The organism is Glutamicibacter sp. AGC46 (assembly GCF_053543715.1).
In genome coordinates this window covers 251,438-274,384 of the sequence record NZ_JBLVOJ010000025.1, presented here as the reverse complement: position 1 = coordinate 274,384, position 22,947 = coordinate 251,438, and the positions used below count along the sequence as shown (strand labels likewise).

Sequence of the window (22,947 nt, the reverse complement as noted above, 5' to 3'; positions counted from 1 at the left end):
CCTACCGATATTCTGGAGGCCCCACCGTCTTTTGAAAGGTCCGTCATATGCGCGCTGTCGTCCAGGTCGCTGCCACCGCCCATGTTGAGGTTGAAGGGCAGATTGTCGGCCAGCTCGACTCCCCCGGTTTGGTGATCCTACTTGGGGTGACCCATGAGGATGATCAGGCGACCGCACGCAAGGTGGCCGAAAAGATCTGGCAGCTGCGGATCATGGAGGATGAAACCTCCGCCGCCGGGGTGAATGCACCACTGCTAGTGATCAGCCAGTTCACCCTGTACGGTTCGGTGCGCAAGGGCCGTCGCCCATCCTGGTCCAATGCGGCGCCCGGTCCTATCAGCGAACCGTTGTACGACTACTTCGTGGAGCACCTGCGCGAATTGGGTGCGAGCGTTCAGACCGGTGTATTTGGCGCGATGATGAATGTCTCGCTAACGAATACCGGACCGTTCACGATGATCGTAGACTCGGCAGACCTACCCTAGCGGCCGGTGCTCTGTACCAGTTGGGTCAGTTGGTCGAAGCTGGCTCGTTGCTCGGCTAGTTCCACCCGTCCGGTGGCGGAGAGTTCGTAGACCTTTCGCCCCGGGCCACCTTGGCCTTCTTCCCAGCGGGTTTCAACAAAACCCGAGGCCTCGAGTTTGGCCAATGCGGGGTAGAGCGTGGCTCCCTTGATCGGCCCGAAACCGCGTTCCTGCAGGGATTTCGCCAGTGCATAACCGTGGGCCTGGCCAGCCGAGAGTTCGGCGAGTAAGAGCATCGGCAACATGGCGCGTTGCCAGCTACCCGGAAAGCCTTCGGGCTTAGTCATCGTCGCGCTCCTGCAGTGCCCGGGCATTGGCTGCTCGTTCCTTGAGCTTCTCTTGGACGTAGGCCTTGCGGTCAGCCGGACGCAGCTCGTAAACGCTCACCGCGGCAAACACCAGCACTGCGACCCCAAAGAAAATATCCCCGCCATTTCGCGCTGGATCCATCAGGCCAGCGACCGCGCCGACCGCGAATAAAGCGACTACGGTCAAGGTGGCCATGCGGCGTAGAAGCCAACGACGCTTGAGCGCCTTTTCGGTGTTCACTGCCAGCCCAATCACGAATTCATTGGGCGTTCCGAATTCAAGGTTTGGGTCAGCTTTTTCGCCTCGGGTCGCCGCATCATCGAGATGTTCTCGCGCAGTACTCAGCGACTCATTGGCTTCCTTGTGACTCATGCCGTAGCGTCCGCGCAGCAGTCTGGTGGTTTCCGCGAACCACTCGTCGGTGCCGAGAAGGATTTGTTGCCCGCCAGCGGCTTTCTGCGCTTTATAGGCAGGCATCAGATAGAAGCAAGCAACCACCAGCCCTGCGCCAAGAATTGGAGCTAACCAATTTGGCAGGGGCAGCAGATTATTGCTTCCTCCTATCTGCACGATTAGAGCGGCAGCTCCAACCGACACGAGGATACCTACCGGTCCCAGTATCCAGGACAGGCCGAATTTCCCCTTCAATCGGTTAAACCACCACAGGTATCCCGATAGTGCGATCCCTGCCCCGGCAGTTAGAGCAGAAAGCTGCCAGTAGTGCCACGAACTCGAGGTCCACCCATCGCGGAACCCGATCCAGATTCCAAATCCAGTGCACAGCAGGCCAACAAGCATCCCAACAACCGCCAATAGCGCAGTACTTGATTCGACGGGAAGTTCCGCGTCCGCGCGCTGCTCTGGCGTCAATAGACATTGAGCCCGCGTCGCACCATATTCGCCCGAATGGCCAAAGAGTTCCTCGGCCCGCTGCCCGCTATCGCGAACCATGCTCAGGGTGCGGTCCAGTTCGAGCGCCACCTGCGCATTGGTGAGGTCGTTCCACACCATTGAAGCGAAAAAGGTTTTAGCCCATTCCTGGTCCGCTTCTGGGTAACGTTCGATGATATCGTGTGGTTCTTCTGCTGGCACGTATCGCTCCAAAGTGGTCGTGAGAACTGGTTCTGCAAACTAAGTCAAAAACAAACCTAGTATTAAAAATACTCATAGTCCACCAAAAGAGCTAATTCCAGGTTAAAAAGAAGCCGGATGGAACGCATTCAAGCGTTCCATCCGGCGTTACGAAGCTGCGTGAACCTACTTGGCTTCAGCCTTGGCTTCGGTCTCTTCGGCCTTCTTCTTCTCAGGCTTGAAGTCGATGCCGGCTTCCTTGCGCTGCTGCGGGGTGATTGGCGCAGGAGCCGCGGTCAGCGGATCGAAACCGCCACCGGTCTTCGGGAAGGCGATGACGTCGCGGATGGACTCCGAGTTGGTCAGCAGCTGCAGCACGCGGTCCCAACCCAGGGCGATGCCGCCATGCGGTGGGGCGCCGTACTTGAAGCCCTCGAGCAGGAAGCCGAACTGGGTGTCAGCCTGCTCCTGGGTTACGCCCATGAGCTTGAAGACGCGCTCCTGGACGTCGCGCTGGTGGATACGGATCGAACCGCCTCCGATTTCGTTGCCGTTGCAGACAATGTCGTAGGCGTAGGACAGGGCCGATGCAGGATCGGTGTCGAAGGTTTCCATGAACTCCGGCTTGGGGCTGGTGAACGCGTGGTGCACAGCAGTCCAAGCGCCAGCGCCCACGGCTACGTCGCCCGAGGCGACAGCGTCGGAGGCAGCTTCGAACATCGGTGCGTCGACGATCCAGACGAAGGCCCAGTCGCCTTCCTTGATCAGTCCGGTGCGGTGGCCGATCTCGACACGGACCGAACCGAGCAGTGCGCGGGATTCGTTCTTCTTGCCGGCGGAGAAGAAGATGCAGTCTCCGGCGGCTGCGCCGGTAGCTGCGGCCAGTCCGGCCTTCTCTTCCTCGGACAGGTTCTTGGCCACTGGGCCAGCCAGCTCGCCATCTTCCTTGATCAGCACGTAGGCAAGGCCCTTGGCACCGCGCTGCTTGGCGAATTCCTGCCAGGCATCCAGGGTGCGGCGCGGCTGCGATGCGCCGCCAGGCATGACCACGGCGCCGACGTACTCGGACTGGAAGACCTTGAAGGAGGTGTTCGCGAAGTACTCGGTCATTTCGGTCAGTTCCAGGCCGAAGCGCAGGTCCGGCTTGTCCGAACCGTACTTGGCCATGGCCTCCGAGTACGCCATGCGGCGGATCGGGGTCGGGACCTGCACGTCGATCAGGTTCCACAGTTCGGTGACCAGCTTTTCGCCGAGCTCGATGATGTCATCTTCCTCGACGAACGATGCTTCGATGTCCAGCTGGGTGAACTCCGGCTGGCGGTCCGCGCGGAAGTCCTCATCGCGGTAGCAGCGGGCGATCTGGTAGTACTTCTCGAAGCCGCCGACCTGCAGCAGCTGCTTGAACAGCTGCGGGGACTGGGGCAAGGCGTACCAGCTGCCCGGGGTCAGTCGGGCCGGCACGACGAAGTCGCGGGCGCCTTCCGGGGTGGAGCGGGTCAGCGTCGGGGTTTCGATCTCGATGTAGCCCTGGTCGTGCAGCAGGTTGCGTGCCACGCGGTTGGCCTCGGAGCGCAGGCGGATGTTGCGGGCCGGGGTCGGGCGGCGCAGGTCCAGGTAGCGGTGGCGCAGGCGCGCTTCCTCGCCGACCTCGACGTGCTCGTCGACCTGGAATGGCAGCGGGGCCGCGGTGTTCAGCACGGTCACGGTCTCAGCGATGACCTCGATCTGCCCGGTAGGCAGATTCGGGTTCTCGTTGCCCTCCGGGCGGCGCTCGACGGTGCCGAGAATCTGCAGCACGAACTCATTGCGCAGCGGATGGAAGTCCTCTTCATCGCGCACGACGACCTGGGCCACGCCCGAAGCATCACGCAAATCCAGGAAGGCGACACCACCGTGGTCGCGGCGACGCGCGACCCAACCGGTGAGTGTGACCTGCTGTCCAATGTGCTCGGCGTTCAAGACGCCCAGCTGATGAGTGCGTAGCACTACGATCCTTTCGGTCGGTTGGGAAAGTTTCTTCCCATGAAGTTTAGTGCACCGTGATTGGTGCGCGGGCGGGCGATCATGCCCGAGAACTAGCTGATGGCGATCTTCAGGTCCGCTTCGGCCGGCATCCAGGTGGACGGATCCGCGGCGACCTGCTCGCCGGAACGGATGTCCTTGACCTCGTGGGCGCCATCGGCATGGGTGAACCAGACGAACGGAATCCCGCGTCGATCAGCGAATTTGATCTGCTTGCCGAACTTCTCCGCGCTGGCTGCTACCTCGCAGGCGATGCCGCGCTCGCGCAGCTGCGAGGCTACATCCTGCGCTTCGTGCCAGGACTCGTCGTTGGCCAAGGTGACATATACCACCGAAGGCACCGAACGGCTTGCGGTCACGGACTCTTCTGCAAGGATGCGCGAGACCAGGCGGGTGACGCCGATGGACAAGCCCACACCCGGGTAGTTCTTCTTGCCCTTGGAAGCCAGCGATTCGTAGCGCCCGCCCGAGCAGATCGAACCCAGGGATTCGTGGCCCACCAGCACGGTTTCGTACACGGTGCCGGTGTAGTAGTCCAGCCCGCGGGCGATGGACAAATCGGCCATGACCTTGCCCGGTGCGCGCTTGGATGCGGCATCGATGACCTGCGAGAGCTCATCCAAGCCGGTATCCAGCAGTTCGTGGCTGACGCCCAGTGCGCGGACCTGCTCCACGAAGGACGTGTCCATGGTGCGGATCTTGGCCAGGGCCAGGGCGGCGGCGGCCTGCTGCGCGGTGGCGCCGACTTCTTCGACCAGGATCTTGGCGACGGCATCATCGCCGATCTTTTCCAGCTTGTCGATGGCGCGCAGGACTGCATCCGGATCTTCCAGGCCCAGACCGCGGTAGAAGCCCTCGGCCAGCTTGCGGTTATTCACCCGCAGGCGGAAATCACCGATCGGCAGGGCGGAAAGCGCGTCGGCAATCGTCAGCGCCAGCTCCACGTCGTAGCTGAAGGGCAAGGTGCCATCGCCCACGACATCGATGTCGGCCTGGGTGAATTCGCGGAAGCGGCCATCCTGCGGGCGTTCGCCACGCCAGACCTTCTGCATCTGGTAGCGGCGGAAGGGGAAGGCCAGGTGGCCTGCGTTCTCCACCACGTAGCGTGCGAAAGGCACGGTGAGGTCGAAGTGCAGGGCCAACGCGTTGGGATCGTTCTTCTCATCCTCCGCGGCCAGCCGTGACAGTCCGTAGACTTCCTTGTCGATTTCGCCCTTGCGCAGAAGTTGCGCTCGGGTTTCCACCGCACGGGTCTCGATGTTGGCGAATCCATGCAGTTCGAAGACGTGGCGCAAGGTATCGAGCACATGCTGTTCAACTGCCCGTTCGGCGGGAAGCCATTCCGGGAAACCTGATAGTGAGGCCTTGCGTGCCATGAAACTCCTTAGTGCAAATTGGGCTACCTACCCATCTTATAGCCCGAAACCCGAGAAACCTGTGCACGTCGGCTTACTAAGAAGCGGAGGTCACAGGTAGAGTTGGCTAAAGCAAGTGCTCGTAAAGTGAAAGAGTTTCAGCGGTGACCACCAGTCAGCAATCCGACGACAGCCAGAAGACCCCATTGCCACAGGCCCAGAAGCCTGCCGCAAAGCCGGTTGTAGCGCCAAGCGTCGCACATACCACTCCCCTCGACGAAGCGGCAAAGTTCGCCCGTGTGACCGAGGACGGCCACGTCTTCGTGATCATTGACGGCGCCGAATTCCCAGTGGGCCAATACCCCGACGCAACCCAGGACGAAGCCCTGGGCTACTTCGTGCGCAAATACGACGACGCGCTCTCGCAGCTGATGCTCCTGGAGCAGCGCGTCGTTGCCAAGGCCCCGGCCGGCGAGCTCAGCAAGGCTGTGCAGGCGCTCTCGGCCACCGTTGCCGAACGCCATATGGTCGGCGACATCCCGGCGCTGGAAACGCGCCTCGAGAATGCCCGCGTAGCCGTCGAGGCATTGACCAGCGAACAGCGCAAGGCCAACGACGAAGCTCGCGCGGAACAGCTCGCTGCCCGCGAAGCCATCGTCGAACAGGCTGAAGAGCTGGCCGGCAAGCGCCCGGAGCAGATCCAGTGGAAGACCGCTTCGGCGGCGATGAACGAGCTGTTCGACGCCTGGAAGGGTTCGCAGCGTTCCTCGGTGCGCCTGCCACGGTCCACCGAAGATGCGCTGTGGAAGCGATTCCGCTCCGCCCGCACCACCTTCGACCGCCATCGCCGGGCCTACTTCTCGCAGCTGGATTCGACCAACGCGGCCGCCAAGGAAGTGAAGGAAGAGCTGATCGCTCGCGCCGAGGTGCTGCAGGGGTCCACCGACTGGACCGCTACCGCCGCCGAGTACCGCAAGCTCATGGACGAGTGGAAGAAGTCGCGCCGTGCCTCGCGCAAGGACGACGACCAGCTCTGGAGCCGCTTCCGCGCCGCCCAGGATGTCTTCTTCCAGGCCCGCGCCGCGGCCAACGCCAAGATCGATGAAGAGTACTCCCAGAACCTCGTGGTGAAGGAAGCCCTGCTGGAAGAAGCGCGCGCGCTGCTTCCCATCAAGGATCTGGCTGTTGCCAAGAACAAGCTGGATTCGATCCGCACCCGTTGGGAAGCTGCCGGCAAGGTGCCGCGCAACGACCTGCAGCGCATTGAATCGGCCCTGCGCCAGGTCGAGGACGCGGTCAAGGGTGCCGAGGACGAACAGTGGCGCCGTTCCAACCCGGAGACCAAGGCCCGCTCCAACTCGATGCTCTCGCAGCTGCAGGACACCATCTCCGCCTTGGAAGATGATCTGGCAGCAGCACAGGCCAAGGGCAACGCCAAGCAGATCGCGACAGCCCAGGAAGCCCTGGATGCACGCCGCATGTGGCTGAGCACCTTGGAGAAGTCGGCTGCCGACTTCCAGTAAGTAATCCACAGATCGCTTGCACACCGCCAACGCGGCGGCGCGAACTGGTTCAGTAGCTCTATGGAAACGAGAAATTCCCCAGCTACCGGACCTCGCGCCGCCGCGTTGCGCATTCCCGGGGACCTGTGGATCGCTGGTGAGATGTTCACCCGCAACGAGCTGCACGCCATGGCCCACAACGGCCTGCTGATCGAGGTCCTCGGTGATTATTTTTTGCCCAGCAGCATCCGAGTCAACGCGTCGGTGCGGGCACGGATTGCAGGTTTCGCCTGTGGCCGCGAGCTGGCCCGCGATGCGGTGCTAGCTCGCCAAACTGCAGCCTGGATCCATGGGCTCTTGCCGTCAGTGTCCACATTGTGCATCTACACCAAGAGCTACCATCGGCCGTTCTACCCCGGGCACGGGCTGAGGGCGGAATTCGCCCAAATGCAGGTGCCGGATACGGACATGGTGTTCCGCAGCCGCATCAGGGTGACCACCGCATTGCGCAGCGCCTGCGACTGCGCGAAATACGATCCATTGCCCATTGCCAGCCGCGTACTGGGCACAGTCGCGGCGCTGGCAGATCCCTACCTGACTTTGGACGCCATCAAACAAGCCCTGGCATCTGAGGTTCCCTCACCCGAGCGCTCCCGGGCCCTGCGCCTGGTCCAGTCCTTCTCCGATACGGCGCAAGCGGCCTAGGCTGCCGCCGCGGGGTGCACCGCGCTATTAGCGGCGGGACCCTGCGGTGGTGCGGTAGACATCGTAGACGCCATCGATGCGGCGTACTTGGTTCAGCACGTGGCTCAGGAACTTGGGATCGCCCATTTCGAAGGAGAAACGGGAGATTGCCACACGGTCCTTGCTTGTCTGCACACTGGCCGAAAGGATGTTCAAGTGGCTTTCGGAGAGTATCCGGGTGACGTCGGAGAGCAGCGACTTGCGGTCCAATGCTTCGACCTGGATCTCCACCAGGAACACGCCATGGTGCTTGGTGGCCCACGTGACATTGACCAGTCGATCCGGCTGCTCGGCGAGCTGCGTCAGATTCAGGCAGTCGGTGCGGTGCACCGAGACTCCGGCGCCACGGGTTACGAAACCCTGGATTTCATCTGGCGGCACCGGGGTGCAGCAACGCGCCAGCTTCACCAGCACATCCCCCAGGCCCTCGACGATCACGCCGGCGTCGTTGCCCGTAGCCGGGCTGGGAGCCATTGGGCGGACTACCGCTTCCTCATCGACCTGTTCGGCTTCTGGAGGGCCAATCAGGGCCGTTAAATGCTCAATGACGTTCTGTGCACTGGTATGGCCGTCGCCCACGGACTGGTACAGGGCCGAAATGTCCGTGTGGTGCAGTTCGTTGGCTACCGCCGTGAGCAGGTCGTGAGTCATCAATTTCTGCAATGGCAGCTGGTTGCGACGCAGTTCCTTGGTCAGCAGCTCCTTGCCCTTTTCGATGGCCTCCTCGCGGCGTTCCTTGGAGAAGTAACCGCGGATCTTTGCCTTGGCACGAGGCGAGCGGACAAAGTTCTGCCAATCCTGGGATGGGCCAGCGCCTTCGGCCTTCGAGGTGAAGACCTCCACCACATCGCCCTGCTTGAGCTCGGTATGCAGTGGGACGAGCTTGCCATTGACGCGGGAGCCGATGGTGCGGTGGCCGACGTCGGTGTGGATCGAGTAGGCGAAATCCACCGGTGTGGCACCAACCGGCAAGGACATGATGTCGCCCTTGGGGGTGAACACATAGACTTCAGCGGAGCTGATCGTGTAGCGAAGGCCGTCCAGGAACTCCTCGGAGTCGGCGGTATCCGCCTGCCACTCCATCAAGGAACGCAGCCAATCCATATTCTGTTCCGGCGAAAGCATGGAGTTATCGGTCTGCCCATGCTTGTACTGGAAGTGCGCTGCTACACCGTATTCGGCGCGTACGTGCATATCGTGGGTGCGGATCTGGATCTCTACCGGCTTGCCTTCAGGACCCATCACCGTGGTGTGCAGCGACTGGTAGAGGTTCAGCTTCGGGATCGCAATGTAGTCCTTGAAGCGGTTAGGCAGTGGATTCCACTCCGCATGCACGACGCCCAGGGCGCCGTAGCAGTCCTTGACGGTATCCACCAGGATGCGCACGCCCATGAGGTCATGGATATCGTCGAAGTCCTTGCCGCGCACGATCATCTTCTGGTAGATCGAGTAGTAGTGCTTGGGCCGGCCGGACACCGAGGCATGGATGGCGACATCGCCGAGATCGCCCGAAAGGGTCTGGCGGATCGAGGAGAGGTACTTTTCACGTTCCGGAGTGCGATCGCCCACCATGCGGACGATCTCCTGGTAGACCTTCGGGTGCAAGGCAGCGAAGGACAGGTCCTCCAGCTCCCACTTGACGGTGTTCATGCCCAGACGGTGTGCCAGCGGTGCGAAGATCTCCAGGGTTTCCTTCGCCTTGCGCGAGGAAGATTCCGGGGATACGTAGCGCCAGGTACGGGCATTGTGCAGGCGGTCGGCCAGCTTGATCAGCAGCACGCGGATGTCGCGGGACATGGCCACGACCATTTTGCGCACGGTCTCTGCCGGGGCCGCATCGCCATAGGTGACCTTGTCCAGCTTGGTCACGCCATCGACCAGCATGGCGATTTCCTCGGAGAATTCCTTCTTAACCGACTCCAGGGAGTAATCGGTGTCTTCAACGGTGTCGTGCAGCAAGGCGGCGGCAAGAATCGAGCCGGTCATCCCCATCTCCGCCAGGATCGTGGCGACGGCGACCGGGTGCGTTATGTACGGGTCGCCGCTCTTGCGCTTCTGGCCTTCATGGTACTTTTCGGCGACCTCGTAGGCGTGGACCAGCAGGTCCAAATCCGCCTTCGGATGCTTGGACTTGACCGTGCGCAATAGCGGTTCAAGGGTCGGCGATGTGCTCGGGGTGCTCCCCCGGCCAGCAAAGCGCACCAAACGAGAGATAGAGCGTCGTTTCGAATTGTTCAGGTTAGGCGTATTCGCCATGCCCCGCTCCTTCCCGTTGCCGTTGGATTCTTTACCGAGCCTGCGTGAAGCCCGACGGAATCCAACGGTAGTTCCGGGCCACCAGATCACTGGTAGCCGTGCACTGAAAAAACACCTTCTTTAGTTCAAACGTTATAGCACGTTCGGGCGGTGACAACTAATTACGCATCTTCCCGCTTAAGCGAATTGGTGCCCCCAGCAAATGCTGGGAGCACCAAATTCAGATCTTCGGATCGGTTTAGGCAGCAGCCATCTTCTTATCGTGCGCTACCACGTCGTCGTCCTTGTGGCGGAGCCAATGGAACATTGGCGCCTGCACGAACAAGGTCGACAGGGCCGAGACGATGATACCGACGAACAGCGCCAAGGACAGGTCCTTGAGCGTACCGGCACCCAGCAGGTAGGAACCGATGAATAGGATCGCGGCCACTGGAAGCACGGCAACGACCGAGGTGTTGATCGAGCGAACCAGGGTCTGGTTCACAGCGAGGTTCACCAGCTGCTCGAAGGTGCGCTTGGACTGCTGGGTGTAGTCCTTGGTGTTTTCGCGGACCTTGTCGAAAACCACCACGGTGTCATACAGCGAGTAGCTCAGAATGGTCAGGAAGCCGATGATCGCGCTGGGCGTGATTTCGAAACCGGACAGCGAGTAGATGCCCGCAGTCACGATCACCACGGTAATCAGTCCGACGATCGCTGCCAGCGACATCTTCCAGGTTCGGAAGTAGGCAGCCATCAGCAAGCCCACCAGGACCACGAAGACTACCAAGCCAACCAGTGCCTGGCGCGAAACGTCTTCACCCCAGGTTGGGCCGATGAAGTTACTGGTAACTTCATCGCTGGAGACGCCGTAGTTCTCCGCGAGCTGGCCGGCGATGGCCAAGGTCTGGTCATCGCTCAAACGCTCAGTCTGCACGCGCATGGTGCCCGGAGCAATGTTGGTGACCGTTGCCTCGGAACCCGAAGCCACCGAGCTAACAGTTTTTTCACCAATCGAGATATCAGTGTTCTGCACATCCGAAACGGTGAATTCAGAACCACCGCGGAAGTCGATGCCCAGGTTGAAGCCGCCCTTGACCACTGGAAGCAGGATCGACAGCATCACCAGAATACCGGCGATCAGGAACCACAACCGGTACTTGGAGGTGAACGGGTAGGAACGCTTGCCGGTGTAGAGCTCGTTGCCCCAAGTGACTAGCTTATTCATTGTTCTCCTCCTGGGCCTTGGCCTGCGTGCTGGCTGGCTGTTCGGCCTGTGCACGGCGACGCTCGGCAATCGTCATGCGCTTGGCGGCCTCAGCCGAGGCCTTCGCATTCTTCTTGCCGCGGTTTGCCACAACGTTTTCATCGAAGCGGCGAACCTTGCCTGCACCTTGGTACAGCGGCTTGACGCCAAGCAACGATGGATCCATGCCCGAGAGCGGGTGGCCGTTGGCGAAGAACTTGGTGCGTGCCAGCAGGACCAAGGTTGGATGGGTCAGTCCGTACACGACCACGAGGTCAACGATTGCGGTCAGGCCCAAGGTGAAGGCGAAGCCTCGCACGTTGCCCACGGCAACGATGTAGAGCACTACTGCAGCCAACACGTTCACGGCCTTGGAAGCCAGAATGGTGCGCTTGGCACGCTTCCAGCCGATATCCACGGCGCTTGCCAATGGCCGGCCTTCGCGCAGCTCATCTCGAACACGCTCGAAGTACACGATGAACGAGTCCGCGATCAGGCCGATCGCCACGATCAAGCCAGCCACGCCCGCCAGCGACAGGCGGTAGTTCATGCCCCAGCCAAGCAGGACCAGGCAGAGGTAGGTCAGCACACCGGCGACGAGCAGCGAAGCGATGGTCACCAAGCCCAGGGCGCGGTACTGGAACAGCGAGTAGATGAATACCAGGACCAGGCCGATAACACCGGCAATGAGGCCCGCGGTCAGTTGGTCAGCACCCAGCGTTGCAGAAACCTGGCGCTCTGACTGGATGTCGAAGCTGATTGGCAGTGCGCCGTACTTCAGCTGCTCGGCCAGCGCCTGCGAGGTTTCCTGGGTGAAGCCACCGGAAATCTGCGGACGGCCATCGGAGATCACCGCATTGGTGGTTGGCGCCGAAATGGTTTCGCCATCAAGCACGATGGAGAACTGGTTCTGCGAACCCTGCAGGGCAATCAGACGCTGCGTGGTATCGGCGAAGATCTTGGTGCCTTCGGCATCGAATTCGATGACGACGACCCATTCGCCGGTGACCGAACCATTGACGCCGCGAGCGAGCTGCGCATATGCGTCCTTGATCTTGTCGCCGGAGATTTCCTGTGGGCCAAGGATGTACTTGACGCCCATGTCGGTATCGCAGGAGATCATTGGCTTGGCCGGGTCCGCAGCGTCGCCTCCGCGGTCCTTGAGCTCGGTTTCGCAGTCGTAGCCTTCAAACTCCTGGAAGAGCTCTGCGGTGATCCAGTTGGTGTCCGATGGGTTCTCTGGCTTGCCCTCAGGCTTTGGCAGGTCTTCCTTGGGAGTGCGATCTTCCTCAGGGGTGGCTGCGTAGCTGCCGGTGATCAGCACCGGGCGGAACTCCATGTTGGCCGAGGCCTGGATCAAATCGCGAGTGGTCTGGTCCGGGGTGCCGGGCATCGAGACCACAACGTTGCGACCGGACTGGGTGGTGATTTCCGATTCGGTAACACCGGAACCGTCCACACGCTGGCGGATGATCTCAACCGCTTGGTCCAGTTGTTCTTGGTTGATTGCTTCGTCGCCCTGGACCCGAGGGGCCAGGATCATCTCGGTACCGCCTTCGAGGTCGAGGGCGAGCTTCGGTCCCCATCCGGTTTTACCGTTCGCTGCACCGGCTACCAACACGCCGGTTGCGATGATGAAGACGATCAGCAACCATAGCAACGCCTTGCGCGCCTGCTTAACAGGTCTGATTGATGACATCTATTGTGCTTTCTGGTTTGGGTGGCTTAGCCTTCAGGCCACCGCTATGCTGCCCGGGACTTAGGCGTTGCGCTCGTCCTTGCCCTCATCGTTCAGGCGACGCAGGGACTCTTCCGGGGTTTCGGTGGTGCTGGTGGATTCTGCAGCGCCGTCGGCCCCGGCCGGGGTTGCTGCATCCTTGTCCAGGAAGGTGGCAATGGCCTGGCGGTGCAGGTTCAGCACTACGCCCGGCGCGACCTCGACCTGGACGCGATCCTCTGCGTCAACGCCGACGACGGTGCCGAAGATACCCGAGTTGGTCATCACCTTGGCGCCTGGCACGGTGTTGTTCTTCAGCTTCTCCTGCTGGGCGGACTGCTTCTTGCGGCCACGGAACATCATGAAGATCAGCACTGCGAACAGCGCGACCATCAGGATCAGCGAAGGGTTGAAGCCGCCACCAGCGGCCTGAGCGATTACGAGGGGATTCACGTATTTACCTGCTAACGAATTGTTGCGATTTGATCTGAAGTTCTGGGATGCTGTTGCGGCTATTTCTGGCGTAATACAGCAAAGACGCCCCACCTCGCCCCGAAACGGGCATAGGTCGGGCGTCTTTAGTCTAATGCGTCACGGTGAACCGGCAGACCATTTACGCGGGCAGTGAAGTAATGCTTGCCTAATCCTCATCGTTTTCATAGCTTTGCGCACTGGCGAAGATGGCATCCTTTGGCATCGCCAAGCCCAAATGCGCCCAGGCTCCGGGCATGGCAATACGACCGCGCGGGGTCCGGCCCATCAGCCCTTCACGCACCAGGTATGGCTCTGCGACAGTTTCGACGGTTTCGGTTTCTTCACCCACGGCGATGGCCAGGGTCGATAGCCCCACCGGTCCCCCGCCGAATTTGGTGCACAAGGCTTCGAGCACACCCCGGTCCAGGCGATCAAGGCCACGTGCATCGACCTCGTACATGTCCAAGGCGGCCTCGGCCGCTTGGGCATCGATCTCTTCGAGCTTATGCACCAGCGCCCAGTCACGCACGCGGCGCAGCAGGCGGTTGGCGATACGGGGCGTACCGCGGGAGCGTCCGGCGATCTCGGTGAACGCGGCCGAAGTGACGCTCAGATCAAGCATCATGGCCGAACGGCGCAAAACCAGTTCAAGCTCCTTGACCGCGTAGAACTCCAGATGGCCAGTGAAGCCGAAGCGGTCACGCAACGGGCCGGGCAATAGTCCGGCGCGCGTGGTTGCGCCAACGAGAGTGAAGGGCGGAAGCTCCAGTGGAATGGCCGTGGCGCCGGCGCCCTTTCCGACGATGATATCTACGCGGAAGTCTTCCATGGCCATGTAGAGCATTTCCTCGGCCGGCCGGGACATGCGGTGGATTTCATCGAGGAACAGCACCTCGCCTTCGGTCAGCGACGAGAGGATCGCGGCCAAGTCACCGGCATGCTGGATCGCTGGGCCGGAGGAAATGCGCAATGGCGCGTTCATCTCGGCGGCGATAATCATCGACAAGGTGGTCTTGCCCAGGCCCGGCGGGCCAGAGAGCAGAACGTGGTCCGCGGTGCGTTCGCGGATTTTCGCTGCTTCAAGCACCAGCGAGAGCTGCTGGCGCACTCGGGACTGGCCCACGAAGTCGTCGAGGTTCCGCGGGCGCAGGGCCGCTTCGATTACCCGTTCCTCGGGTTCGCTGCCGGCATTCGTGAGCCCGGTGGAGTCATTCATGATCAGTTGATCCTCTCGCAGACCGCTTAGGCGCGGGTTCCGCTGGACATGCTGCGCAGTGCAGCACGCAAGATTTCTGCGACGTTGCCGGTGGCAACGACATCTGGATCAGCCTTGGACAGCGATTTCAGGGTGCTGGTTGCATCCTTTTCGCTCCAGCCCAGGCCGGTCAGCGCCTCGATCACCTGCGGTTCCCAGACGCTCGCGTTGCCGCCGCCGGAAACCGGAGCCACTGGCGCGCCAGTCGGGATCAGCTTGCCGTTCAGTTCCAGCACGATGCGGCTCGCGCCCTTGGGGCCAATGCCCGATACCTTGGTGAAAGCGGCGGTGTCCTTGGTGTTCGCCGCGATGCGGACTTCCTCCGGAGAGTGCACCGCCAAGATGGCCAAGCCTGTGCGCGGCCCGATGCCCGATACGGAAACCAGGACCTCGAAGACATCGCGTTCCTCAGCGGTAGCGAAGCCGAAGAGGGTCATCGAATCCTCGCGGACCACCATGGAGGTGAATACCGTTGCCTCGCGTCCTGCCTGCAGGGTGGACAGCGTCCCGGGGGTGGCATTGACCAGCATCCCGAAGCCGTTAACGTCAATTACCGCGGTATTCAGGGCTACCGCCTGCACGGTGCCGGTCAATGAGCTGATCATGCCACTCCTTGGGATATATGTTCGATCGAACCCAGTTTATCGAAGATACCTACGAATATCGATCCGCCGCGTTCCCCGGTGGGTCGGGGCCGCTGCCGTGCTGGCCGGCTAGCGGCGCACTGCACGGCGCTTGGCCGACGCCTCGGCGGCAATCCACGCCTGCTGCGCACCGGTCAGCTGCGACGAACCACCGGCATTAGCCGCGGAGGCCGAGGCATTCGAGCCGGTGGCCGCACCGCGCCAGCCGTGGGTAATCGCCAAGGCCACCGCATCAGCGGCGTCGGCAGGCTTAGGCGGTTCATCGAGCCGGCAGATCTTGGCAACCATCTTGCCGATCGCCGCCTTGGTGGCCTGTCCCGAACCGGTAACCGCCGCCTTGACCTCGGTCGGCGTGTGCAGGGCCACGGGTATTCCGCGTCGCGCTGCCGCGGTGATGACAACGCCGGTGACCTGCGCGGTGCCGATGACCGTGGAGACGTTCGCCGATGCGAACACGCGTTCCAAGGCGAGCACATCGGGCTGATGCAGATCCAGCCATTCGTCGATGGCGTTGGCGATCTTCAAGAGCCGGGCATCGAGCGGAGTGCCCGGAGGGGTGCCGGCGACGGTGACGTCGACCAGCGAAACTTGCCTGTTTGCGGCGACGTCGACCACGGCAAGACCGCAACGGGTCAGGCCGGGATCGACGCCAACAACACGTAAGGCCAAGCCTTACTGCTCTTCGTCCAGCGCGGCGCGAACCTCGTCGGACAGATCAGCGTTGGTGTAGATGCCCTGGACATCATCCAGTTCTTCCAGCGCGTCGTAGAGCTTGAGGAACTTGCGAGCTCCTTCAACGTCCAGGTCGACCTTCATCGATGGAATGAATTCCATTTCGTCGGACTCGTAGGCGATGTCCGCTTCATCCAGCGCAGCGGCCACAGCGCGCAGGTCCGAAGGGTCGCAGACGATGGCGAAGTTCTCGTCCTCGTCCATGATCTCGTCGGCACCGGCGTCCAGCACGACCATCAGCAGGTCGTCTTCGGTCAGCTCGCCCTTGGGCAGGCGGACAACGCCCTGGCGGTTGAACAGGTAGGCGACCGAACCCGGGTCGGCGATGGTGCCGCCGTTGCGGGTGATGCCCACGCGCACCTCGGAGGCTGCACGGTTCTTGTTGTCGGTCAGGCACTCGATCAGCAGGGCCGAGCCCTGCGGGCCGCGTGCTTCATAGATGATCTCGGTGTAGTCGACGACCTCGCCGGTCAGGCCTGCGCCGCGCTTGACGGCGCGGTCGATGTTGTTGATCGGCACGGAGTTCTTCTTGGCCTTGCTGACAGCAAGTTCCAGTGCCGGGTTGCCGGCCATGTCGGCGCCGCCGGCACGGGCGGCAACTTCAATGCCCTTGATGAATTTTGCGAAGGCCTTGGCGCGCTTGGCGTCGATCGCGGCCTTCTTGTGCTTGGTAGTTGCCCATTTGGAGTGGCCTGACATGCTTTAAGCGTCTCCTCGCGTGAGATTGATGAAAAATTGGTGGATAGCGGTGCTGCCGGTGACTTCCGGGTGAAAGCTGGTTGCCAACAATTTTCCCTGGCGTACTGCAACAATTCTACCCTGTTCGTGATCCGTCCCCGCTTGAACGGTGCTGATCACTTGCACGTCCGGGCCAATTTGCACGGCTTCCGGTGCGCGGATGAACACCGCTTCGAGATTTTGCCCGTTGAAGTCCAGCTGGTGCTCGAATGAGTCGATCTGGCGCCCGAACGCGTTGCGCTTGACCGTCATGTCGATGCCGCCGAAGCTTTGCTGTACCGCGCCATCTCGCGAGATTGCAGGGTTCTCGATGCGATCGGCCAGCATGATCATTCCGGCGCAGGAGCCGTAGGCTGGCATGCCTGCTGCGATGCGCTCCTTGATGGGACCAGCTAGCCCGTAGTTGCGGGACAGCCGGTCAATCACCGAGGACTCGCCGCCGGGAATCACCAGCGCGTCAACCTGCTCCAAATCGACGACGGTGCGCACCATGTGCGTGCGCTGCCCGAGCCGTTCCAAAGAGGCCAGATGTTCGCGGAAATCCCCTTGCAGAGCGAGGACGCCTATTTTCGGCATGGTTCTAACCTTCATGGTGTTCAGTGGTTGGCAGCACGAAAAATGCGCCGAAATAACGTTAAACCCAGAGACGCCGTGCGCCTGTTTTGTTTCCCGGTGTGTCGCGGATTCTTCGACGCCGCCTCCCGGCAAGTGGTGGAACTTGGTAGGTTCAAGGACATGATTGCTGATATTTCTTCCCTCGAACTTGCCGGTGGCGTGAGCATGCCCTCGATCGGTTTGGGCACGTGGCCCATGCGTGGATACGAGGCGGCCGCAGCGGTGCTGTCCGCCCTCGACGTGGGCTACCGCCGCATTGATACAGCGGAGAACTACGAGAATGAGGACGCCGTGGGCAAGGCCCTGGCACAGAGCCGGCTTCATCGCGATGAAATTTTCGTAACCACCAAATTCAACAAGCAATAGCATTCGACCCAAGGCGTGCGCCAGGCGTTGGAGAACTCCCTGGACCGCTTGGGTCTTGAGTATGTGGATCTGTTCTTGATCCACTGGCCCAACCCCCCGCAGAACACCTATGTCGAAGCCTTCACTGAGCTGGGCAAACTAGTAGACGAGGGCAAGATCCGGGCTGCGGGAGTCTCGAACTTCAAGCCCTACCAGCTGCAGAACGTCCTGGATTCGGGGCTCGTGCCGGCGCTGAACCAGATCCAGGTTGATCCTGAACGGCAAAGCGTCGATTGGCAAGGTTTCAACACCGAGCATGGCGTTCGGACCGAATCCTATTCCCCGCTGGGACGCAAGAAATCTGGACTCCTTTCACATCCTGCCCTGGTCCGGATCGCCCAAGCACATGGGAAGAGCAGCGCGCAGGTGACCTTGCGCTGGCATGTCCAGTCCGGGCGGGCAGCGGCACCGAAATCGGCAGACCAGCGGCGGCAGAGCGAGAACCTGGACATTTTCGACTTCCAGCTCACCCAGGCGGAAATGGCCGCCATCAATGCCATGGATACCGGTGCTGGCCCCTTCACCGATTCGGATGAGTTCGGGCACTGAATTCCCGCAATACCTGCATGCGGCAGAAACGGAGAACCCAAACATGCTTCACGGCTACCAGCGCCCAGATATCGAAGTGGCGGATTACTTCGACGAGCACGGTGCGCTGATCCCCTATGGCCAGCGCTGGGATGAGCAGCCTCCAGCGGAGAGCTATTCGCTGACCTCTCATGTGCAACGCTTTGCCCCGGTGCCGCAGGTAGCCCAGGCGTTGCTGGATTGCCTGCGCGAGCAGTTCGAGGTGCGTTGCTTCGAAGATCCCGGGCTGGCCAGGCAAATGCGGATTCAACCGGGCCATGTGGTGCGCTCTGTTCGCGTATTTCCGATGGATTCGCGCTGCGCGCCACTGGGCATGGTCTTCACCACGTTTCCCGCGGTGCACCTGGAGCTCGGCGCGTTGTACCGCGCGACATTTCCGCCGTGCGGCTGCGATGGATGCGACGAAGTTGTCCCAGAAATCCTTGAGGAACTCGAGATCCAGGTGAGTGCCGCCGCGTCCGGAGGATTCGGCGAGTTCCTGGATCGAGGCATGGACCGCCTCGTGCACTGTTTCGACGTTGACCGGACAGGATTCGGCGAGCAGTACCGCGGCCTCGAAGACATATCGCCGGCACGGCTAGCCAGAGCACGCGCAATTCTTCCCTCAAGCCGCGTGTGGGCACCTTGGCCATTGCGCTAGGTCAGTCCAGCGTCCACTCTCGAAGTCCGTCGTCGAATGCGCCATAGGCATTCACTGTGGCCTCGCTGCGCTTCAAGGAGGCTTTTGCTTCATCTTCCCGTATGCATCCAGCAGCATCGAAGACTTGGCACCAGGCCACAGGTTCATTTGAGAGCTGGTGCGGTACCCACCGCAATTCGCTGACATCCCATTCGCCGGGCGCTCCCTGGGTAAACGTTGCCTTTACGCTGATGCCTTCGCGGTTGAGAATGGTTGGTGTGGCGTGTTTTGCCACGGAATTGCCCAAACCGTAGACGATCCAGGTTCCGTCGTGCTTCTCAATGGGCAATACCGAGTGGGTGTGGTGCATGTAGATGAAATCGAAGACACCGGACTCTGCCAAGGCTCGACCGAGCCTTTTCTGGGACGCTGTCGGTTCGGTGCTGTATTCAGCCCCATCGTGCACGGCAGCCACGACGATGTCCGCTCCCGCCTTGCGCGTTGCCTTGCCCCTGGCGATCAGTTGCTGCGCATCCACCCCGGTATCGACTTGCCAGTCAGCTTCTTCCGGCAAGCCATTGAGCGAATAGGTGCTGGTTACTACACCGAGCTTCACGCCTTCCATGTCCAGGATCGATGGCTTCTCGGATTCTTTTTCACTGCGGTAGGAGCCGGTCGCGAAAAGCCCATTCGCTTCCAGAGCGTCCAGCGTTCGCTCTACTCCGGCCGTCCCGGCATCTACCGTGTGATTGGTGGCAGTGGTGCATCCGTCGTAGCCAATAGCGCCGAGGTCGGCCAGGATTCGATCTGGGACCGTGAACCGCGGATACCCCGAATACGGAGGGACACCAATCGGTGTTTCCAGATTGCATAGCGCCACATCTGCGTCCTGGACATAGGGTGCCAGGCCCGCAAGCAAGGGGCTGAAATCGTAGTCGCCGCCGTTGCCCGTTTCCGCTCCAGCCGCTTGCTTCGCTTCATCCAATAGCTGCGGATGCAGCAGTACATCGCCGGTAACCATCAGCGATAGCTCTTCGGGTGCCGAAGGTGCGGCCGAGGCATCCGCTATGGCTGAACTCGGAGCCGGTTCCGGCGAGGCAGGAACGCTGGCCTGGACGGAAGGCTGCGGGGTTGCTGGTTCTGCGTGATCGCTTGGGACTGCAGAGCAACCGCCAATCAGCAATGCGGCCAGCAGCGTTGAGCTCAGCGGAAGAAATGCAGGCAGTGCACGTTGGGGCATGCATCGAGCCTAGCTCAGCTGGGCATCTGGGGTGTAAATGCAAGCTAAATCACGTTTTCCATGAAAACCTAGGCCTATGCAAAACCCGCTTCTGACTCCCAGTACCAGGCCCTACCAATGGCCAGCCTTCGACCAGCTCACCGCTGAGCATTACCTGGAGGCAGTCCGGCTCGGCGCAGCCGAACAGCGTGAGGAGCTGCAGCGCATCATCGACGATGCCCAGGCTCCCACTTTTGAGAACACTTTCTTGGCGCTGGAAGCCAGCGGGCAGACCCTGCGCCGTGCGCTCATGACGTATTTCTCGGTGATTTCCGCCCACGGCACCGAAGATCTGCGGGCGATTCAGTCGGAGATTTCTTCGATCTGGACTAGGCAAGAAGATGAGATTTACCTAAACCAAACCTTGTACTTGCGTCTACAAGCTTTGAATTATGAGGGTCTCCAGGGTGAAGATGCCCGTCTAGCCGAGCAAACACTGAAGAATTTCCAGTTGGCCGGCGCAGGCTTGGGCGACGCCGAAAAGGACCAGTTGAAGGCACTGAACGCCAAACTCGCTGAGCTTTCCACGCAGTTCGCTGACCTCGTCCTGGAAAATCAGAATGCCCACGCTGTGCACTTCGACGATGCTGAGGAACTCGCAGGTCTTTCCAGCCAAGCGATCGAGTCCGCTGCGCAAGCCGCCAAGCAAGCAGGCCACGCATCGGGATACTTGCTGACGCTGGTTTCGCCTACCCAGCAACCGGTCCTGGAGTCGCTCGCGTCAAGCCAGTCCCGCCGCAAGGTGTTCAATGCCTCGATCAGCCGTGGCACCGAGGAAAACGCGACCATCCATGTGGCCGCCGAAATGGCACAGCTTCGCGCTGAACGCGCCGCTCTGCTCGGATTCGCCAACCATGCAGAAACCGTGCTCGACCAGGCCACTGCACCTTCCACCGCTGCGGTGGAAGAACGGCTGGCCGAGCTAACCAAGGCCGCCACCGCAAATGCCCGCCAGGAAGCCCAGGTGCTGGGCAAGATCGCCGGTGCCGAAATCAACGCGTGGGATTGGAAATACTTCTCCAACCAGGTCTTGCGTGAGGAGTACTCGGTGGATTCCGAGGCACTGCGCAACTACTTCGAATTAGACCGGGTCCTGGTCGATGGGGTCTTCGCGACCGCTACCAAGCTGTTTGGCATTACCTTCAGCGAGCGGTTCGACCTTCCCACCTACCACCAGGATGTTCGCGTCTTCGAAGTTTTCGACGCCGATGGCAAGCCGCTGGCGCTCTACACCGGCGACTACCTGACCAGGAATACCAAGAAGGGCGGTGCATGGATGACCAGCCTGCGCGATGCCGCTTCGTTCCTGGACGAGCGGCCAATCGTCACCAACACCTTGAACATCACCCCGTCTGCGCCGGGTGATCCGGTTCTGCTGTCCATGGATGAGGCAAATACGCTGTTTCACGAGTTCGGCCATGCGCTGCACGGGATGTTCTCCAGCGGAAAGTACGCTTCGCTTTCTGGCACCTCGGTCCCCCGCGATTTCGTGGAGTTCCCATCGCAGGTCAACGAGATGTGGATGCTCCACGAGGATGTCGTATCCGGTTATGCTATCCACCACCAGAGCGGCGAAGTATCGGACGATGCGCTGATCGAGAAGATCCGCGCGGCTTCGCTATGGGGCCAGGGTTTTGCAACCACTGAGTACCTTGCCGCCAGTGTCCTTGATTGGGCCTGGCACACCATCAGCGCCGGGACTGTTATCGAGGATCCGCTGCAGTTCGAACAGGACGTGCTTCAGGGCGCCGGCTTCGACTCCGCAATGATTCCGCCTCGCTACCGCACCGGTTATTTCCAGCACATTTTCGCCAATGGATACTCCGCTGGCTACTACTCCTACATCTGGAGTGAGGTGCTCGATGCCGACACTGTGCAGTGGTTCGAGGAAAATGGGGGCTTAATGCGCGAAAATGGTAATCGGTTCCGTGAGGAACTGCTTTCGCGCGGAAATACGCGCGATCCCCTTGAGTCCTACGAATTATTCCGCGGCCGCACCGCATTGGTTGAACCGTTGTTGCGCCGTCGAGGATTGGTGAACGCAGAATAATGACCACTATTGCCTCCGCACAGGAAGCACTAAGCCACTGGCATCAGGCACTTGCAGTCGCCACCGGCGGCAAGATCTTTACCACCCACGGATGCTCATGGGCATGGCAGCCAGTACGCAAGCGGCTGATCCTGCTGTTCCCCGAACAGCCAGAACAGGCGGGCCTGCGTCCGGCGCTAGCCGAAGGCCATCGGCTCGGCGCCCGGCGTGTGGAAGCTTGGGTTAACTCAGGCGCCCACGCGGATGAGCTGAGGGCGACCGGCTTCTCCGATAATGCCCAGGTTTCCTGGCATGCCGGCCCATTGGCCATTCCAATGGATCGTTGGACCGGCAAGATCCGCTTGGGCAATAACGTGCCTGAGGCCACGGGAGCTGATGCGGCCGAGCTGAATGTGACGAACCTTTGGCGCGAGACCAGCACCCAGCTCTCCAGCGGGCATCCGGCATTGCGCCGCGTCGAGCATGCCTTGGCTCGTACCGACGAGGGAGAGATCGTGGGCCGGGGCTTTGCCCAGCAGGGCCTGAACGGCCAGCTCATGGTGCATTCCTTGGCCGTAGGCAAGGAACATCGCCGCCATGGCGTTGGCACTGCCTTGCTCCATGGCCTGTCGCGATCAATGATCAATCCGCTGTCGCCGCCAGACGATGAGGTACCGCAGGAGCTGCTCGCTGCCGCCACGCCGTCGAGCGCCGACTTCTTCAGCGCCAATGGGCTCAAGCTCCTTGGTCGTGGACGCCACATGATCTTGCGCTCCTGGAAGCAGTAGGGATCATCTAATACGGCAGGACCCCAACCGGCCCCGGGATTTCCCGTGGCCGGTTG

At 61.2% G+C, this 22,947-nt stretch carries 20 protein-coding genes and 1 pseudogene; 7 read left to right on the top strand and 14 right to left on the bottom strand.

Annotated features, from left to right (window positions below):
• Positions 1–47 precede the first annotated feature (47 nt).
• On the top strand, positions 48–485 hold the full coding sequence (gene dtd / locus ACNPM8_RS16250) for a D-aminoacyl-tRNA deacylase (RefSeq protein WP_448940206.1): 438 nt from the start codon (positions 48–50) through the stop codon (positions 483–485).
• Here the strand turns inward: dtd and ACNPM8_RS16245 are convergent.
• From ACNPM8_RS16245 to hisS, 4 genes are all read right to left on the bottom strand, one after another.
• Positions 482–811 carry a PadR family transcriptional regulator gene (locus ACNPM8_RS16245; RefSeq protein ID WP_105661361.1) on the bottom strand — a complete coding sequence of 110 codons (330 nt, stop codon included), beginning with the start codon at positions 809–811 and terminating at the stop codon, positions 482–484. The two genes, dtd and ACNPM8_RS16245, sit on opposite strands and share 4 nt — an antisense overlap.
• The gene (locus ACNPM8_RS16240; protein WP_146112899.1) at positions 804–1,925 is read right to left on the bottom strand and encodes a hypothetical protein; all 1,122 of its coding nucleotides are present in this window, start codon (positions 1,923–1,925) and stop codon (positions 804–806) included. The genes ACNPM8_RS16245 and ACNPM8_RS16240 overlap by 8 nt, the downstream gene beginning before the upstream one ends.
• A 165-nt stretch (positions 1,926–2,090) precedes the next feature.
• Complete coding sequence (aspS, locus tag ACNPM8_RS16235; RefSeq protein WP_388022106.1) at positions 2,091–3,890, bottom strand: aspartate--tRNA ligase; 1,800 nt, start codon at positions 3,888–3,890, stop codon at positions 2,091–2,093.
• An 89-nt stretch (positions 3,891–3,979) separates the two neighbouring features.
• Positions 3,980–5,302, bottom strand: coding sequence for a histidine--tRNA ligase (gene hisS, locus ACNPM8_RS16230; protein WP_133833328.1), 1,323 nt, complete (start codon positions 5,300–5,302; stop codon positions 3,980–3,982).
• Positions 5,303–5,445: 143 nt separating this feature from the next.
• Here hisS and ACNPM8_RS16225 point away from each other — a divergent pair, with 143 nt between their 5' ends.
• A complete protein-coding gene (locus ACNPM8_RS16225; RefSeq protein ID WP_133833327.1) occupies positions 5,446–6,804 on the top strand; it encodes a DUF349 domain-containing protein in 1,359 nt (452 codons plus the stop codon).
• Positions 6,805–6,864: 60 nt separating this feature from the next.
• Complete coding sequence (locus tag ACNPM8_RS16220; RefSeq protein ID WP_146112900.1) at positions 6,865–7,488, top strand: hypothetical protein; 624 nt, start codon at positions 6,865–6,867, stop codon at positions 7,486–7,488.
• 27 nt (positions 7,489–7,515) lie between these two features.
• On the opposite strand, the gene ACNPM8_RS16215 is transcribed toward ACNPM8_RS16220, so the two are convergent.
• The 9 genes from ACNPM8_RS16215 to pdxT all read right to left on the bottom strand — a co-directional run bounded on the left by ACNPM8_RS16215 (position 7,516) and on the right by pdxT (position 17,144).
• Positions 7,516–9,783, bottom strand: coding sequence for a RelA/SpoT family protein (locus ACNPM8_RS16215; protein WP_105658282.1), 2,268 nt, complete (start codon positions 9,781–9,783; stop codon positions 7,516–7,518).
• 238 nt (positions 9,784–10,021) lie between these two features.
• Positions 10,022–10,990, bottom strand: a complete 969-nt coding sequence (secF, locus tag ACNPM8_RS16210; RefSeq protein ID WP_105658281.1) for a protein translocase subunit SecF — start codon at positions 10,988–10,990, stop codon at positions 10,022–10,024.
• Entirely contained in the window at positions 10,983–12,707 is a 1,725-nt protein-coding gene (secD, locus tag ACNPM8_RS16205; protein WP_332486111.1) for a protein translocase subunit SecD, read from the bottom strand. Before secD ends, secF begins: the two co-directional genes overlap by 8 nt.
• A 60-nt stretch (positions 12,708–12,767) precedes the next feature.
• A complete protein-coding gene (gene yajC, locus ACNPM8_RS16200; protein WP_448940205.1) occupies positions 12,768–13,178 on the bottom strand; it encodes a preprotein translocase subunit YajC in 411 nt (136 codons plus the stop codon).
• 187 nt (positions 13,179–13,365) lie between these two features.
• Positions 13,366–14,415: a Holliday junction branch migration DNA helicase RuvB gene (gene ruvB, locus ACNPM8_RS16195; protein WP_105661370.1), complete on the bottom strand. Its 1,050-nt coding sequence runs from the start codon at positions 14,413–14,415 to the stop codon at positions 13,366–13,368.
• Positions 14,416–14,441: 26 nt separating this feature from the next.
• Entirely contained in the window at positions 14,442–15,059 is a 618-nt protein-coding gene (gene ruvA / locus ACNPM8_RS16190) for a Holliday junction branch migration protein RuvA (protein WP_105661371.1), read from the bottom strand.
• A 108-nt stretch (positions 15,060–15,167) separates the two neighbouring features.
• A complete protein-coding gene (gene ruvC / locus ACNPM8_RS16185) occupies positions 15,168–15,767 on the bottom strand; it encodes a crossover junction endodeoxyribonuclease RuvC (protein ID WP_105658276.1) in 600 nt (199 codons plus the stop codon).
• 3 nt (positions 15,768–15,770) lie between these two features.
• Positions 15,771–16,529 (bottom strand): YebC/PmpR family DNA-binding transcriptional regulator, encoded by a 759-nt coding sequence (locus tag ACNPM8_RS16180; RefSeq protein ID WP_105658275.1) that lies wholly within the window; start codon positions 16,527–16,529, stop codon positions 15,771–15,773.
• A gap of 3 nt (positions 16,530–16,532) precedes the next feature.
• Positions 16,533–17,144 carry a pyridoxal 5'-phosphate synthase glutaminase subunit PdxT gene (gene pdxT, locus ACNPM8_RS16175; protein ID WP_105661372.1) on the bottom strand — a complete coding sequence of 204 codons (612 nt, stop codon included), beginning with the start codon at positions 17,142–17,144 and terminating at the stop codon, positions 16,533–16,535.
• On the opposite strand from pdxT, the pseudogene ACNPM8_RS16170 reads away from it, so the two are divergent.
• Together ACNPM8_RS16170 and ACNPM8_RS16165 are read left to right on the top strand one after the other, a co-directional pair.
• A pseudogene (locus tag ACNPM8_RS16170) lies at positions 17,097–18,137 on the top strand (aldo/keto reductase). The gene pdxT and the pseudogene ACNPM8_RS16170 sit on opposite strands and share 48 nt — an antisense overlap.
• Positions 18,121–18,816, top strand: coding sequence for a DUF6226 family protein (locus ACNPM8_RS16165; protein WP_448940204.1), 696 nt, complete (start codon positions 18,121–18,123; stop codon positions 18,814–18,816). The pseudogene ACNPM8_RS16170 and the gene ACNPM8_RS16165 overlap by 17 nt, the downstream one beginning before the upstream one ends.
• Position 18,817: 1 nt before the next feature.
• Here the strand turns inward: ACNPM8_RS16165 and ACNPM8_RS16160 are convergent, their stop codons facing one another.
• Positions 18,818–20,035: a CapA family protein gene (locus ACNPM8_RS16160; RefSeq protein WP_332727545.1), complete on the bottom strand. Its 1,218-nt coding sequence runs from the start codon at positions 20,033–20,035 to the stop codon at positions 18,818–18,820.
• Positions 20,036–20,111: 76 nt separating this feature from the next.
• Here ACNPM8_RS16160 and ACNPM8_RS16155 point away from each other — a divergent pair, with 76 nt between their 5' ends.
• Positions 20,112–22,124, top strand: a complete 2,013-nt coding sequence (locus tag ACNPM8_RS16155) for a M3 family metallopeptidase (protein ID WP_448940203.1) — start codon at positions 20,112–20,114, stop codon at positions 22,122–22,124.
• Positions 22,124–22,891 carry a GNAT family N-acetyltransferase gene (locus tag ACNPM8_RS16150; protein ID WP_388022120.1) on the top strand — a complete coding sequence of 256 codons (768 nt, stop codon included), beginning with the start codon at positions 22,124–22,126 and terminating at the stop codon, positions 22,889–22,891. The genes ACNPM8_RS16155 and ACNPM8_RS16150 overlap by 1 nt, the downstream gene beginning before the upstream one ends.
• Positions 22,892–22,947: the final 56 nt, after the last annotated feature.